Here is a 15,289-nt window from a genome sequence, read left to right as displayed (position 1 = left end):
CGGTTAAGGATACCCCGCCGATGAAGGAGACCCCCTCCAGCACTTCCCTGAACGAGATCGGAAACGATACCGCCTGGCGGACGCTCCTCGGCCGCCGTTACATCGCCGGGCGGCGCTTCACCCTCCTCCACGCCGCCGTCTACCGGACGATCGACGCCGTCGCCGAACTCCTGTGGCCCCATCGGCGGGCCCACGATCCCGCCCGCCCCCTGCCGCTCGACCGGATCACGGTGGCGAAGGTCGACCACATCGGCGACCTCCTCATGGCGACGCCGTTCCTGGCGGGGCTGAAGCGGGGCCATCCCGGCGTCTCGATCCTCCTGATCGTCGGCCGCTGGAACCGGGGCTGCGCCGAGCTCCTGAAGCGGATCGGCCTCTGCGACGAGGTCGAATACCTCGACCTCCCCCTCCTCAACGGCGGCGGCGGCCTCGCCCGGCTCCGCACCTGCCTGGCCGACGTCCGGCGGCTCCGCCCCCTCCTGCGGAAGCGGGAGCCGTCGACCTTCGTCGAGCTCCGTCCCTATACGCCGAACGCCATCTTCCTCGGCGGCCTCGCGAAGGCGGCCTACCGGGTCGGCTTCGGCACGCGGGGATTGGCGAAGCTCCTCGACCGGGAGATCCCCTACGACGGCGTCGTCCCGATGGGGCAGCTCCTGCTGAACGCGCTTCCCCTCTTCGGCGTCCCGCCCGAACCGGGGGCCGAGATCTATCGCGGGCCGGTACTCCCCGGCTTCCCGAAGGCCGAATCGGCGGGGGTCGCCGCCCGCTTCGGCCTGGCGCCGGGAGGCTACTTCGTCCTCCACATGGAGAGCCGGGAGGCGTCGCGGGAAGTCTCCGCCGCGGTCTGGACCGAGATCCTCACCCGCGTCGCCCCGCAGGGCGGCGGGCGGCGCTTCGTCCTCGTCGGGAAGACGGCGGGGCCGACCGGCGAGGCGGTCCTCGCCGCCCTCGCCGCCGCCGGAATTCCCGCCCTCTCCGTCGCCGGGCAGACGAGCTTCGACGACCTCTTCCATCTGGCCCAGGCGGCGGCGGGGACGATCTGCATCGATTCCCTCGGCGCCCATCTCTCCCTCTCCTTCCGCCGCCCGACGCTCGTCCTGATGCGGGCCGGATTCAGCCACTACGGATCGTTCCCCGTCCAGGGAGCCGATCTCCCCCTCTTCTTCGCGCCGGTCGAAGAGGGGGAGGAAGAGGAACGGGCCGCCGCGGCCTTGCGCTTCACGCGCGCCGTCGTTTAGGACGACGCCATTCGCTCCTACCGCCGCTGGAGCGCGCCGGGCCGGACATGCTTCGGGCGGGGCGGGGCCGGAAGGACGACGAAGACCCAGATCATGAAGACCAAGCCGATAAGGCTCCACGAATAGAAGGCGTCGGCGCTGTTCGAGAGCGGCTTGATGATCTGGACGGAGAGGAGGAGGAGGACGTTCCGCCACAGGCACGGCTGCTCGGCATCGGCGGCGAGGTGGGTGAGGCGGAGGATGAAGGCGAAGAGGAGGCCGAGGAGGATGGCGAGGGTGAAGACCCCCGCGATGCCGAAGTTCAGGAACGATTCCCCGAAGAAGGAGATGCGGAGGCCGAAGTGGTTCTCGATCTCGGCCTCGGACCAGCCGACGATGCGGAGCGCGATGAGGCCGATGTGCCACTCCTTCTTCATCGGGAAGATGCCGCTCGGCATCATCGAGACCATGCCGCCCATGTAGCTCGTCCCCATGAGGGGCTCGAAATTCCAATGGCTCAGGACCCACGCGCCGTCGTGGAGGTCGATGACGTTGTCGCCGTAGAAGGTCTCCTCGATGCTGCTCGTCAGGGCGCCCGCGCCCGCGAGCTTGGCCGGATCGGTCCGGAGGAGGGAGCTGAACCCGGCGAGGAAGGTGAAGACGCTGAGGTAGCCGACGAAGGCCGACACCAGGAGCCAGCGCGGCCACCGCCGCTCCATCGAGAGGAGGACGACGGCCGCCATCATGCCGAAGAGGAGCGAGGAGCGGTCGGTCGTCAGGATCTGGAGGATGATGAGGGAGCCGAAGACGAGGCCGTCGAGGCCGAAGAGGCGGCGCGGCTTCCGGTAGATCAGGACGAAGAAGCTCCCCATCAGGATCGGGAAGAAGGTCTCGGCGAAGTTGTAGGTCGCCCGCAGGGGATCGGAGACGAGGAGGCCCATGCGGCTTTCCTTGCCCGCGAAGAGGGGGATCACCCCGGTGTAGACGATCGGGGCGAAGATGAAGAGGGCGCAAAAGCAGGCGGCCACCCGCATGAACTTCCGCATCCGCTCGTCGAGGAGCTCCTGCGGGCGGGGGAGGACGGCGAGGCGGCCCTTGAAGAGGACCATCATCCGGTAGAAGACGAAGAGGGAGATGAGGAGGACGCAGAAGCCGAGCGCGTTGAGCATCAGCAGCAGCCCCGCCATCTGGAGGATGCCGATGGCCTCCTTCGGGATCTTGTTCGCGGTCGTGCTGATGGCGAAGTAGGCGAAGAGGTTCAGGGCCTCCAGCGGGAGGACCAGCGCGAGGAAGTCGATCGACCCGTTCCAGAAGATCCAGATCAGGGGGCCGAGGACGAGGGCCGAGCCGACGGTGATGCAGAGCGCCTCCATCTGCGGATCGGGCCACGGCACGGTGAAACGCCGGAAGAGCCCCGGATCGTACCAGCCCGACCAGTAGCCGATGGCGACGGCGATCGCCGTGACGATCGCGGCGATGATCGCGGCGTGGCGGAAGCGGAGGACGAAGCCCGACCGGGGGCGCTCCGGATGGGGGCTGCCGGGGAAACGGGAGGAACCGGCGTTGGAAGTGCGTTTCGAGGCCACGTGCCCGAAGAATGGCTAAAAAATCGTGAAACTCAAATGTTTGCTTGCCTATTCGACAAAGCGCAAGAAGCTGATGCCGTTCATTCCGGGGGGAGAGGAAAACACCGGATGGGGGTGGAATGAGACTAGCTGTCTTATCATTGGATTTTAGGATCCGCACCGTCAGAACCAAATGTACTTCGGCAAAAAGAATAAGTTCGACTGGGCCTTCGGGCTCGGCTGCTGCGACGCCTTCTCCCTGATCGTCTCCCTGGGGCTGGTCCATGTCCTCCAGCGGGAACAGCTCCTTTCGGGAGAGCCCCTCAGCTTCCGCGCCTCGATCCTCTTCGGCATCGTCTCGGCCTGGATGCTGCGGAGCACCCCCCTCTATACCTGGGACGCCTTCACGGGGCGGAAGGGGGCCCTCTTCGGCCTCGGCCGCGCCTTCATCCTCGCCGCCGCCACCGTCGCGGGCATCCGCCTCTTCTTCTTCCGGGGCGCCGACCGGGAGGTCGCCCTCACGCTCGAATGGCTGATCCTCTTCTCCAGCGCGGTCCTCGGCATCCTCCGGCAGGTCTTCCGCTGGGTCGTCATGGACGTGATGAAGCTCATCGTGGTGGAGCGGATCGCCTTCGCCGGCTGGAGCCCCTCGCTGAAGAAGGTCGTCGAGGCCTACCGGGACGAGATGGGGACCTTCCACATCCTCGTCGGCTTCTTCGCCGGGAAGGACCCGGCGATCCAGGCGGAGGCCGCCGCGGCCGGCTACCGCTGCCTCGGCACCATCGAGATGGTCGAGACGATGATCGAGAAGGAGGAGATCACCCTCATCATCATCGACGAGCGGGGCCTCGAGGCGGGCGACGCCGGGCGGATCGTCGAGATCTGCTCCCGCCACCTCGTCAACTTCAAGATCATCCCCTCCGGCTTCGACGTCCTCAGCACGAAGGCGACGGTCCGCGTCGTCGCCGGGGTCCCCGTCGTCGGCATCCACGGGCTGAACTTCGACCACTACCACAACCGCATCTTCAAGCGGGCCGTCGACATCGTCGGCGCCCTCGTCGGCCTCATCCTCTTCGCCCCGGTCATCGCCGTCGCCGGCTTCCTGATCTACCGGGAATCGCCCGGCCCGATCTTCTACCGGCAGGTCCGCCTCGGCCTGAAGGAAAAGCCGTTCCGCATCATCAAGCTCCGCAGCATGCGCCTCGACGCCGAGTCGGCCTCCGGCGCGAAGTGGGCCGTCGAGAACGACCCGCGCCGCCTGAAGATCGGGACCTTCCTGCGGAAATCGAACCTCGACGAGGTCCCCCAGTTCTGGAACGTCCTGAAGGGGGAGATGAGCCTCGTCGGCCCCCGCCCGGAGCGGCCCGAGTTCACCGCCAACTTCCGGGAAACCATCCCCCACTACAATCTCCGCCACACCTGCCGCCCCGGCCTCACCGGCTGGGCCGCCGTCAACGGCCTCCGGGGGAACACCTCCCTGGAAGACCGGTTGACCTACGACATTTATTACCTCGAAAACTGGAGCCTCATGCGGGATTTCAAGATCATCCTGATGACCCTTTTCCCCCCGAAAAACGCCTATTAGGGAGCGGTCCCGGCGGAGACCGGTTGAGCGGTAAATTGCGACGGAAAATCTTCCTTATTGTTGCCGTCCCGCCAAGCTGGTACTCCACTACGAACGTTTTATGAAACTTCTTGTTGTCGATGATCTGGAGGCCGTGGGGATGATTATTGCGCAGATCGTGGCGCAAGGCGGCTGGCAGTCCCTTTATCGTCCTGACTCCCAAGGCATTGTCGAACTCGTCCGGGACGAGAAAGTCGACGTCCTCCTCATCGATTACTTCATGCCGGACCGCCTCGGCCTCGACGCCGTCGAGGAACTGCGAAACGCGGGCTACGATAAACTCCCGATCATCCTCTTCTCCGGCGACACCGGCGCGATCGACATGCCCCGCGCCGAGCGTCTCAACATCCTCAAGATCCTGGGCAAGCCGCTGAGCATCTCCGAGCTGCGGAGCACCATCAGCCTCGCGAAGAAGACGATCCTCCAGCAGCAGCAGCCGGGCCTGGGAGGCGGCGGCGCGTGAGGATCGGGACTGCCAAGGCAACCCGCCATGCGGGCGCGGCCTTGCTCCTCCTCTTCACTTCCGCCCGCGCCCTGACGCCGGGGACCGAGGAGATCTCGCCCCAGCCCCAGACCGCCGACGCCGTCATCCCCGGCCTCTCCCGCACCCGCGCCGTCCCGCCCGAGCCCGAGATCGACTTCGCCGCCCCCGAGGTCGTCCAGCAGGGCCTCTTCACCGACCGCCCCCTCTACAATCCCGGCGTCCTCCGCCCGGAGCGTCACATCAACCTCGAGGGGCTCCCCCTCGCCTACGATCCCGGCTACTATCCCTACCTCTACCGGGACGTCATCAGCTCCGTCCCCGCCTTCGGCCTCCAGCCGACCCCGGCGAAGCAGGGCCTCTTCACCATCACCCCCTACGCGGGCGTGACCCACACCTACGAGTCGAACATCAACCTCTCGCCCGACAACCACATCGGCGACTACTTCACCACCCTCTCCGCCGGGGCCGACTTCCAGGTCGGCACCCCGGACTCCGTCTACACCGAGCGGTACGACACCATCCTCGGCCTCCACGGCCACTACCTCTTCACCGCCGACGTCTTCGATACCCAGGACCGCTTCAACGCGCTGAACAACCAGCTGAACCTCGACGGCCGCATCGGGCGCGGCTCGGCGATCTGGCGGCCCTACCTCACGATGGAGGACTTCACCAGCACCGGCTTCGAGGACCGGGACAACGAGCGCATCGGCCGCGTGAAGCGCCAGATCCTCGCGCCCGGCATCCACGGGGACTACCAGGTCACCTCCCAGAGCTTCGTCAGCCAGGACTTCTCCTGGACCCACATGAAGCATCCCCAGAACGGCGTCCTCAACGAGCTCACCGGGGACTTCACCCCCTACATCGACGCCGACACCTGGAACTACATGACCCAGGCCGGGACCCGCGTCCTGCCGAACGTCGACGTCTTCGTCTGGAACAATCTCCGCCAGACCGAGGTTTCCCGCGGCTCCGCCTACAATGAGCTGATCAACGGCTTCGGCTGGCGCGGCAAGCCCGATCCCCGGCTCTTCACCGAAGTCCTCTTCGGCTGGGACGCGATGAGCTTCACCGCCAGCGACGGCAATCCCAATCGCCACGCCCTCTCCGGCTGGCGGATGAGCGGCCACACCAGCTTCGACTGGAGCCCCCGCCTCCGCCTCACCCTGAAGTACGACCGCCTCTTCCAGGCGAACGAGCTCGACAAGGACAACAACTACACCTCCAGCGCCGTCCAGTTCATCCCCGAGGTCTTCCTCGGCGGGAACTGGTACCTCATCCCCCAGGTCGCCCTCACCGACTACACCTTCGAGCGGACCCTCTTCGAGACCATCGAGCTCCGCCCCGAGGTCGAGCTCGCCTACCGCCTCCCCGACAAGATCGGGAGCGATTCCCGCATCTACGTGAAGGGGACCTACCTCCGCACCGAGACCGTCGTCGGCGACGGCCACCAGACCGAGGACTTCCGCCTCTCCACCGGCATCGCCATGAAATTCTAGGAACCCCTTTCCCCCTTTCCCACCCAACGCCCCACCCCCCTCATGAAAAAGAACCTCGCGCTCCTCCTCGCCACGCTCACCACGCTCACGGCCCTCCTCGGCCTGACGACCGGCCATGCCGCCGAAGCCGCCCTCCCCGCCGGGGTCGTCCTCCTCCGGCACTCCGTCCAGCCCTACACCATCGCCCTCCTCGACAAGATCACCCTGAAGAAGGCCGACGGCACCGTCTCCGTCGTCGCCGTCTCCCAGGAAGGGAAACTCGACCTCGACGGCAACGCCGACGCCGGGACCGCCAACGAGATCACCGTCGTCGGCCTCTCGCCCGACGCCCTCGCCGCCGCCGTCGCCAAGGCCTCCAAGGGGACGAAGGTCGTCCACGTCGAGGAATTCCACACCCCCCGCATCACCGTCCTCGGCGAGGTCTTCCACCAGATCCACATCGAGATGACCGAAGGGCCGATGCGCGCCCTCGACGCCATCGCCGCCGCCAACGGCTTCACCTCGATCGCCAACACCCGCCGCGTGAAGCTCCTCCGCCAGAACGCGGGCGTCACCGACATCTACGAACTCGACCTGAAGTCGGTCCTCCGCGGCCTCAGCGCCGAGCAGAACGTCCTCCTCCAGCCCGGCGACGTCCTGACCGTTCCGAAGAACTTCCTCTAATATTTCCCTTATTTCCTGCAATATCTGTAAAATCCCCTAGAGTCATCTTAGGAGATTCTTGATAGAATCCCCCTCCAATCGCACCATGACCCCCTCCGCTCCCATGCAGCCTTCCCGCCCCGGCGAGGAAATCCCCGAAGCCGTCATGCAGCAGGCGGCGGCCATCGCGCGGGAGCAGATGCGGATCCTCCTCCTCGGCCTCGGCGCGCCGGGCGGCGGCGGCTACCCCCCCCCCGGCGAGGGCTATCCCCTCTATCCCGCCTCCTCCGCCCCCGTGCCGGTCGAGCACGTCGCCGAGGAAGGCCAGGAGCCGACGTTCGAGAACTTCATGTCCCTCGTCCGGGAGCAGCTCCACATCTGGATCATCGGCCTCTCCATCGGCCTCCTCCTCGGCTTCGCGATGTACCTCATCACCCCGCGCACCTACCAGGCGAAGGGGACCTTCCTCGTCGACCAGCTCCCCTTCCAGACCGCCGCCGAGAACGCGAACGACGCCGAGACTTCGCGCGAGATGGTCCAGAGCCTCATCCTCAGCATCCCGGGCCGCGAGATCAAGCGGGCCCTCGCCCAGCAGCTCCACATCCTCCCCGGCGCCCTCTCCTTTAACGACAAGGAGCCGAAGATCTCCCTCAGCGGCTTCGACTCGAACCGGGCCAACATCAAGGTCTCCGCCACCCGGAACAGCCGCCTCGGCACCATCACCGTCGAGTCGTGCAACCCCGAGTTCGCCACCAAGGTCGTCAACCTCCTCTTCGACCACATCATGACGATGAACACCCTCGCCGGCCGTCTCGGCGAAGTGCAGTCCCAGCTCATCCTCGCGCGGAACACCTCGGCCAAGGTCATCGACAACCTCGCCACCGTCACCAGCGAGCGGGTGAAGCTGGAGGAACAGGTCCGCGAGCTCGACGCCTACGTCGCGAAGAACCTCCCCCTCGAGGAATTCCCCACCTTCAGCACCGACGCCACGATCAACAACCTCAAGACCCAGCTGATCCTCGTCGAGTCGGAATACCTCTCCCTCTCCGCCTACAGCACCCGGGGCCTCCGCCTCGACGGCAAGCGGGCCGAGGCCGTTAGCCTCCGCCGCCAGCTCGTCCGGCAGGCCTACCACCTCGCCCAGGGCCTCCGCTCCTCCCTCGACATCAGCCGGACCGAGGAGGAAGTCCTCACCCGGCAGGCGACCGAGAACGAGAAGAAGATCAGCCAGCTCCAGACGAAGAAGGGCGAGCTCTCCCGCGCCTTCAGCGACTTCAACCTCCGCAAGCGCCTCCTCACCGAGACCAAGCCCGAGGACGGCATCGAGAGCCAGGCCAGCGTCATCGCCGTCGTCGATCCCGGCCTCGCCGACCAGAAGCCGGTCCGCCCCAGCCTCATCCTGAACCTCTTCCTCGGCGCCTTCTTCGGCATCGCGGGCGGCGCCGGGGCGGCCTTCCTCATCCACCTCCTCGATTCCCGCCTCCGCACCCCCGTCCAGATCGAGATGGCGACCGGCCTCCCCTGCCTCGCCACCCTCCCCCTCGGCGCCACCGCCAGCACGCGGAGCGGGAAGGGCAAGACCGCCCACTTCACCGACTCCCCCTCCGACCTCGGCTACCTCCGCGGCCAGCTCCTGCGGAACTCCTTCACCGGCGGCCACCCCCAGATCTTCGCCTTCTCGAGCGTCGGCGAGGGCGGCGACTCCCGCGAGGCCCTGGCCCAGCTCGCCATCCTCCTGGCGAAGTCGGAAAAGAAGACCCTCGTCATCAACCTCAACTTCTCCGACAACCGCCTGGCGAAGCGCCTCGGCATCAGCCCCGTCTCCGGCCTCGCCGACTGGCTCTTCGCCGACGACGCGCTGGAGGAACACATCGCCTACTCGGCCGTCCAGGAACTCGCGATGATCGACGCGGGCGACTTCGAGGGCGACGTCGACAGCCTCATCTCCCGCCGCCCCCTCGCCCCCGAGCTGACCCGCCTGACGAAGGACTGGGACTTCATCTTCATCGACGGCCCGCCCCTCCTCGAGCAGTGGCACCTCCTCCTCGCCGCCCCGCCCCGGACCCAGATCATCGTCGTCTCCGACTACCAGGGCGCGACGACCTCCGACCTCATGCGCCTCGCCGCCCGCGCCGCCACCGCCCGGATGGAAATCTACGGCGTCGTCCTCCAGGGCTGCCCCGACCTCGAGCCCGTCGAGGAGTGGCTCGTCCGCGCCAAGAAATTCGCCCACGAGATCGACGAAAAACCGTTCGTCCAGCAAGCCAAACAGAAGCTCGGATTTGCAAAGAAGTAGGGCGCTCCGGCCCTATCGCCCCTCTCCCATAGAGTCGTCTCCCAATAGGAGTCTAGGCGTATTGGTACCGCTACCCCTTCAGTACGTACCCTCGGGCGCTCCGGGAAGCAGCGGATTTTAAAACAGTTAGGAGATGAGGCGCAGGGGGAAACGCGTCCGCCTAGTTCAGGCCCTCAGAACAGGAGGTCACGGAGGGGCGGAGCCCCTCTGTGGCGTTAAAGCGGATCGCCTCCAGCTGTACAGGGTTGACCGCGCAGGTCCCGAAGGGCTGCCCCGCTCCGTGGCGCTTCCCAGCGTGGGTCTCCCAGGCTTTCCGTGCCCATACGCCTCATCTTTCAAGCGCTCCTCTCGCATGCGCTCCGTATCCCATACGCCTCATCTCCCAAGCGTCCCTCTCCCATGCGCTCCGTGTCCCATACGCCTTTCTCCCAAGCGCCCCTATCCCATACGCTTGGCAAACGGAACGCTTGGGAGATAAGGGCGCACGGGGAAAGGGATCGCGGAACGGGGACCGCCCTTCGGGGCTTGCGCGGTCAACCCTGTACAGCTGGAGGCGACCCGCTTTATAGCCCAAGAGGGGCTTCGCCCCTCCTCGAACCTCCCCTTCGGAGGGCCTGAACTAGGCGGACGCGCTTGGGCGGCGCCTCGTCTCCGAACTGGATTAAAATCCGCTGCTTCCCTGAGCGCCCGAGGGTACGGACTATAGGGAGAGATGGGACCAATACGCCTAGACTCCTATTGGGAGAAAAACGCTTGGGAGAGGGAGGGTTGGGAATCCCTACCGATGGAGCCGCTTGATCTCGACCACCACGCAGCCCCCCGTCACCGCCACGGCGACGGCGAGGGCGGGGAGGGTATCCCAGCGTGCGGCGAAGAAGAGGACCACTCCGTTCACCACCAGAAGCGGGAGGAGCCGTCCCAGCGGGGCCACCCACGTCCCGAAGAACCCGGCGGGTGATCCTTTCCCGAAATTCGCGCAGAGGGCCCATGCCGTCGGCACCATGCAGAGCGCCGCGAGGCTTCCCCCGGCGAAGAGGCCGGGAAGGCCCCAGCGCGGCTGGAGCAGGACCCCGGCCAGCGTCACCCCGACGGCCTCGGCGATGGTCCCGATGGCCGCCATGCGGATCAATCCCGTCCCCATCGCCGCGTTCACCGTGATCCGCCCGAAGGCCCCGGCGAGGCCGTAGGCCGCCATCGCCCAGCCGATCGCGGCGACGACGTGGAAATCGGGGAGCCACCGCTCCAGCACCGCCCCCGTGAGGAAGCCGACGCCGAGCGCGCCGTGGAGGCAGAAGACGGCGGCGTAGAGGAGCGTATGCCGGAACGACTCGGCCCGCTTCTCCGGCTGCGGCTCCCGCGCCAGGGCGGAGAGGGCCGTCTCCCCCGAGGTCGAGCCGAGGTTCCCGACGATCTCGGTGATCCGCAGCAGGATGTAGAACGCCCCCGCCGCCGCGGGACCGCCGATGGCGGAGACGACGAAGGTCAGCGCGTGGGTCTTCACGATCCAGGCGATCGTCGTCATGTAGAACCAGCCCCCGGCCCGGAACGTCGCTGCGACGTCGCCCCACCGGATCGTCCCCCAGTCCCGCCACAGCCGCTCCCCGAAGAGCCCCGAGCGGACGATGAGGACGAAGTTCGGGACGATGAGGCAGACCAGATAGGCGAAGACCGCCGCCGAGACGGTGAGGTGGACCGGGAGGACGAGGAGGAGCGCCACGACGGGAATCCCCGCGCAGGCGCCGACGGTGTTCGCCGCCTTCAGCGCGGAAAGCTTCCCCCGCGCCGCCAGCGGCTCCATCGCCAGCATGCTGAGCATGAAGAGGCCGACGAGGCCGACCGTCGCCGGGATCAGAAAATCGCCCTCGGGCGGGAGGTTCAGCGCCCGGCTCCAGATCCCCGCGAACCCTCCCGCCATCGCGACGAGGAAGGCCGTCAGCGCCACGAGGCCGAAGGAGGCGAGGCCCCGGCCGATGTGGAGGCCGAAGGCGCGGTCGTCCCCGGCGACGATCGCCTCGCAGAGCTTCAGCCGGGTCATGCTCCGGACGCCGCCGTCGAGGACGGCCATCGAGACGAGGAGGGAGCTGGAGAGGGCGAACATGCCGTAGCCTCCTCCCCCCCACGTCTTCAGCATCAGCGGCGTGAGGAGGGCGAGGAATCCCGCCTTCGAGGCGAAGTTCAGCCCCTGCCAGAGCTGGTTGAAGAACAGCTCCCGACGATGGGTCCCGACGGCGTTCGGTTCGCTCACAGCACTTCCTCCATGTCGGGATGTTGGGTCACGTAATCGTAGAGGTGGAAGAGCTTCCCCATCTGCGTCGCGATGTCGAAGCGGACCCGCGCCCGGACGGACTGGTCGGGAACGGGCGGGACGGGATCGCGGAGCCATTCCCGGATCGCCGCCGCGATCCGCTCCTCAAAGAGCGGGCCGAAGGGATCGTCGACCGTGGCGAAGGTTCCCGCGGGCTCGATCCAGACGATCTCGGAAAAGCCGAGCTTCCCGAGGCAGATGTTCCCCGGCACCGCGCTGAGGAAGATCTTCGGCCCGCTGCAGAGGCAGGCGAGGACGCTGAGGGAGAGCCCCTCGTAGCGGCTCGCCAGGATGAAGCCGTCGGCGGCCCAGAACAGCCGCTCGACCGCCGAGGTGAACTCGACCCCCTTCCAATTCTGCCGCGCCGCGGGGGAGAGCCATTGGTCGGCCAGCGCCGCCCCGCCCGCCCCGGCATGGAAGAAGAGGAGGTTCCAGGCCCGATCGGCGAGCACCGGATCGAGGCCCCGGTAGAGCGCCGGATAATTCTTCTGCACCGATTCCCGCCCCACCGTGACGAGGACCGTCTTCCCCTCGGGGAAGCCGAACTCGGCCCGCGCCGCCCGGCGCTCCTCGGCAGTCGGCGGGCGGAACCGCCCCGTGTCGATCCCCTGCTGGATCGAGATGACCTTCCGGGGCGGGATGCCGAGGGTGCGGATCGCGAAATCGCGCTCGTCCGGGGAAATGGCGACCGAGATGCCGCGCTGCCCCAGCACCCGCTCGATGAAGCCGAAGATCCGGGCGAGGACCGTCCGCCTCCCGTCGAGGCCGTAGTAGGCGTGCGGGCTGTAGATCACGGGAGGGAAGCCGGGGACGATCCGCCGGACGAGGCGCGCGAGGCCGCCCGCCTTCGAGCTCTGCGCGTGGACCAGCTGGGTCTTCCGCCGCCGCACCAGCGCCGCCAGCTGCCAGCAGGCGACGAGGTCCCGGGGCTTCGGCATGTTCCCGACGTGGAGGTCGATCGCCTCGCCCCCGTGGGCGCGGACCTGCTCCACGAGGCCCATGAGGCCCTTCCCGCTCCGGTTGGAGGAGTAGGCCAGGTCGACGGTGATCTCCGGGCGGCGGCGATGGAGGAAGCCGATCAGCTCCGTGATGTAATCGAAGACGCCGTCCTTACCCGGCTCCGAGACGATGAGGAGGCGGCGGAGCGGCGGCTGCTTCGGATAGGTCGCGGCGAAGTGGCGGTAGAGCCGGAAGACCTTCCGCATCTGGATCCGCGCGTCGAAGGAAGAACGGGCCAGCGCCGCCTGGGCGGGCGAGGCCGGGACGGGATGCTTCAGCCACTCCCGCACCGCCGCCCCGATCCGCTCCTCGAAGGGGACGCCGAACGGATCGGCGGCCCCCGCCTCGGGCTCCAGCCAGGAGACCTCGCCGAAGCCGATCCGGGCCAGGCACTTGTTCCCCGGCACCCGGCTCAGGAACATCTTCGGCCCGCAGCAGAGCGTCGAGACGACGGCGAGGGAGAGCCCCTCGTAGCGGCTCGCCAGGATGAAGCCGTCGGCGGCCCACAGGAGCCGCTCGAAGGCCGAGATGAAGTCGACCGCGCGGTGCTTTTTCCGCGCCTCGGGGGAGAGCCACCGCGCCGCCAGCGCCGCGCCGCCCGCCCCCGCATGGAAGAAGAGGAGATTCGTCCTCGGGTTGGAGAGGATCGGATCGAGGCCCCGGTAGAGCGCCGGATAATTCTTCTGCGCCGATTCCCGTCCCACCGTGACGAGGACCGGCGTCCCGTCGGAGAAGCCGAACTCGGCCCGCGCCGCCCGCCGCTCCTCGTCCGTCGGCGGGCGGAACCGCTCCGTGTCGACCCCGAGGTAGATCGGCGCGACCCGCCGGGGAGGGAGACCGAGCCGCCGGAGGGCGAATTCCCGCTCGTCGGGCGAATCGGCGATCGCGATATCCTGCCGTCCCAGCACCCACTCGATGAAGTTGAAGAAGCGGGCCTTCGCGTCGTTCCGCCCGTCGAGGCCGTAGTAGGCGTGCGGAGTGTAGACCACCGGCGGGAAGCCGGGAACGAGGCGGCGCAGGACCCGGCAAAGTCCCCCCGCCTTCGAGCTCTGCGCGTGAATGAGCTGCGTCCGGCGGCGGCGGACGAGGGAGACGATCCCGAGCGAGGCCCGGAGGTCACCGAACTCGGGGAAATTGCCGACCTTCATGTTGAAGGTCACCCCGCCGTGGGCCTCGACCCGGGCAACCAACCCGGAGAGGGAATCGCCGCAGCGGCGGCTCGAATAGGCGAGATCGACGGTGATCTCGGGATGTTCCCGGTGGAGGCTGTCGACGAGGGAGCAGACGTAGTCAAAGACCCCGTCTTTACCTGGTTCGGCAACGATCAACAGCCGCTTGAGATTCATTAGGGTATAACAGGAAAACCGACCCCGTGCGAGCGTACCGACCCGGTAAAAAGAGGCAAGGGGACTTTTCCCCTTTCCTCTTTTGGCAGAGATGGTATTTCGCAGGGATGTCCTCTCCCGAATATCTCGTCTTCGGCCAGCCCCTCATCGCCCGCGACGAAATCGACGAAGTCGTCGATTCGATGCAGAAAGCCTGGCTCGGCACCGGACCGAAGGCCGCCGCCTTCGAGAAATCGATCGCCGCCTACAAGACGAACCCCGGCGAAGCCGCCCCCTTCGCCGTCGGCCTCAATTCGTGCACCGCCGGCCTCCACCTCAGCTGCCTGGCGCTCGACCTCCAGCCCGGCGACGAGGTCATCACCACCGCGATGACCTTCTGCGCCACCGTCAACGCGATCATCCACGCCGGGGCGACCCCCGTCCTCGCCGACGTCGACCCCTCCACCTTCAACATCGATCCCGCCGACGTCCGCCGGAAGATCACCCCGAAGACCAAGGCCCTCCTCCCCGTCCACTTCGCCGGACGCCCGTGCGACATGGACGCCCTCATGGCGATCGCGAAGGAGCACAACCTCCACGTCATCGAGGACTGCGCCCACGCCATCGAGACGCTCTACAAGGGACGGGCCGCCGGGACCTTCGGCGATTGCGGCGCTCTGAGCTTCTACTCGACGAAGAACATCGTCACCGGCGAGGGCGGCATGGTGATCACGAAGGACGAGGCGATCGCCGCCCGCATCAAGATGCTGGCCCTCCACGGCATGAGCCTCGACGCCTGGAAACGCTTCTCCGACGACGGCTACAAGCACTACGACGTCGCCGAGGTCGGCTTCAAATACAACATGATGGACCTCCAGGCCGCGATCGGCCTCCGGCAGATGGAGAAGATCGGCGCCTACCTCGAACGCCGCCTCGTCGTCTGGAACCGCTACCAGGAAGCCTTCGCCGACCTTCCCATCGGCCTCCCCGCCCCGCTGGAGGACACCCTCTCCACCGGCAGCCGCCACGCCCTCCACCTCTACACCGTCCTCATCGACCCCGCGCGGACCGGCGGCATCACCCGCGACGCCCTCCTCCTCCACCTCCACCGCCTCGGCATCGGCACCGGCGTCCACTACCGGGCGATCCCGACCCATTCCGCCTACAAGAAGCGGTTCGGCTGGGACGCGGCGGCCTGGCCCGTCGCCCACCGCATCGGGGAACAGACCGTCTCCCTCCCCCTCTCCGCCAAGCTGACCGACGCCGACATCGATCGCGTCATCAGCGGGGTGAAGGGCTTGATCAAGTAGGGAGGAAGGGGCGGCCTTCGGGCTCC

10 protein-coding genes are annotated in these 15,289 nt (G+C 67.3%); 7 read left to right on the top strand and 3 right to left on the bottom strand.

What is annotated here, in order from left to right; translation table 11 throughout:
* The first annotated feature begins 20 nt into the window (after window positions 1-20).
* Window positions 21-1,238, top strand: coding sequence for a hypothetical protein (locus BLU04_RS06980; protein ID WP_093283935.1), 1,218 nt, complete (start codon window positions 21-23; stop codon window positions 1,236-1,238).
* Between the two features lie 17 nt (window positions 1,239-1,255).
* On the opposite strand, the gene BLU04_RS06975 is transcribed toward BLU04_RS06980, so the two are convergent.
* Entirely contained in the window at window positions 1,256-2,803 is a 1,548-nt protein-coding gene (locus BLU04_RS06975; protein ID WP_093283932.1) for an O-antigen polymerase, read from the bottom strand.
* Between the two features lie 172 nt (window positions 2,804-2,975).
* Here BLU04_RS06975 and BLU04_RS06970 point away from each other — a divergent pair, with 172 nt between their 5' ends.
* From BLU04_RS06970 to BLU04_RS06950, 5 genes are all read left to right on the top strand, one after another.
* On the top strand, window positions 2,976-4,367 hold the full coding sequence (locus tag BLU04_RS06970) for an exopolysaccharide biosynthesis polyprenyl glycosylphosphotransferase (RefSeq protein WP_093283930.1): 1,392 nt from the start codon (window positions 2,976-2,978) through the stop codon (window positions 4,365-4,367).
* Window positions 4,368-4,467: 100 nt separating this feature from the next.
* Window positions 4,468-4,869: a response regulator gene (locus tag BLU04_RS06965; protein ID WP_093283927.1), complete on the top strand. Its 402-nt coding sequence runs from the start codon at window positions 4,468-4,470 to the stop codon at window positions 4,867-4,869.
* Window positions 4,866-6,386 (top strand): hypothetical protein, encoded by a 1,521-nt coding sequence (locus BLU04_RS06960; RefSeq protein ID WP_157895179.1) that lies wholly within the window; start codon window positions 4,866-4,868, stop codon window positions 6,384-6,386. Before BLU04_RS06965 ends, BLU04_RS06960 begins: the two co-directional genes overlap by 4 nt.
* A gap of 42 nt (window positions 6,387-6,428) precedes the next feature.
* Complete coding sequence (locus tag BLU04_RS06955) at window positions 6,429-7,049, top strand: hypothetical protein (protein WP_093283922.1); 621 nt, start codon at window positions 6,429-6,431, stop codon at window positions 7,047-7,049.
* 85 nt (window positions 7,050-7,134) lie between these two features.
* Window positions 7,135-9,324 carry a hypothetical protein gene (locus tag BLU04_RS06950; protein ID WP_157895178.1) on the top strand — a complete coding sequence of 730 codons (2,190 nt, stop codon included), beginning with the start codon at window positions 7,135-7,137 and terminating at the stop codon, window positions 9,322-9,324.
* 778 nt (window positions 9,325-10,102) lie between these two features.
* Here BLU04_RS06950 and BLU04_RS06945 read toward each other — a convergent pair.
* Window positions 10,103-11,569, bottom strand: coding sequence for a hypothetical protein (locus BLU04_RS06945; RefSeq protein ID WP_093283917.1), 1,467 nt, complete (start codon window positions 11,567-11,569; stop codon window positions 10,103-10,105).
* Entirely contained in the window at window positions 11,566-13,974 is a 2,409-nt protein-coding gene (locus BLU04_RS06940; RefSeq protein WP_093283914.1) for a glycosyltransferase, read from the bottom strand. The genes BLU04_RS06945 and BLU04_RS06940 overlap by 4 nt, the downstream gene beginning before the upstream one ends.
* A 107-nt stretch (window positions 13,975-14,081) precedes the next feature.
* Between BLU04_RS06940 and BLU04_RS06935 the strand changes: the two genes are divergently transcribed.
* On the top strand, window positions 14,082-15,263 hold the full coding sequence (locus BLU04_RS06935; RefSeq protein ID WP_093283911.1) for a DegT/DnrJ/EryC1/StrS family aminotransferase: 1,182 nt from the start codon (window positions 14,082-14,084) through the stop codon (window positions 15,261-15,263).
* The last annotated feature ends 26 nt before the right edge of the window (window positions 15,264-15,289 follow it).

Origin of the sequence: Verrucomicrobium sp. GAS474 (assembly GCF_900105685.1) — a bacterium.
Lineage (GTDB): Bacteria > Verrucomicrobiota > Verrucomicrobiia > Methylacidiphilales > GAS474 > GAS474.
This window is presented reverse-complemented; position numbering and strand designations above follow the sequence as displayed.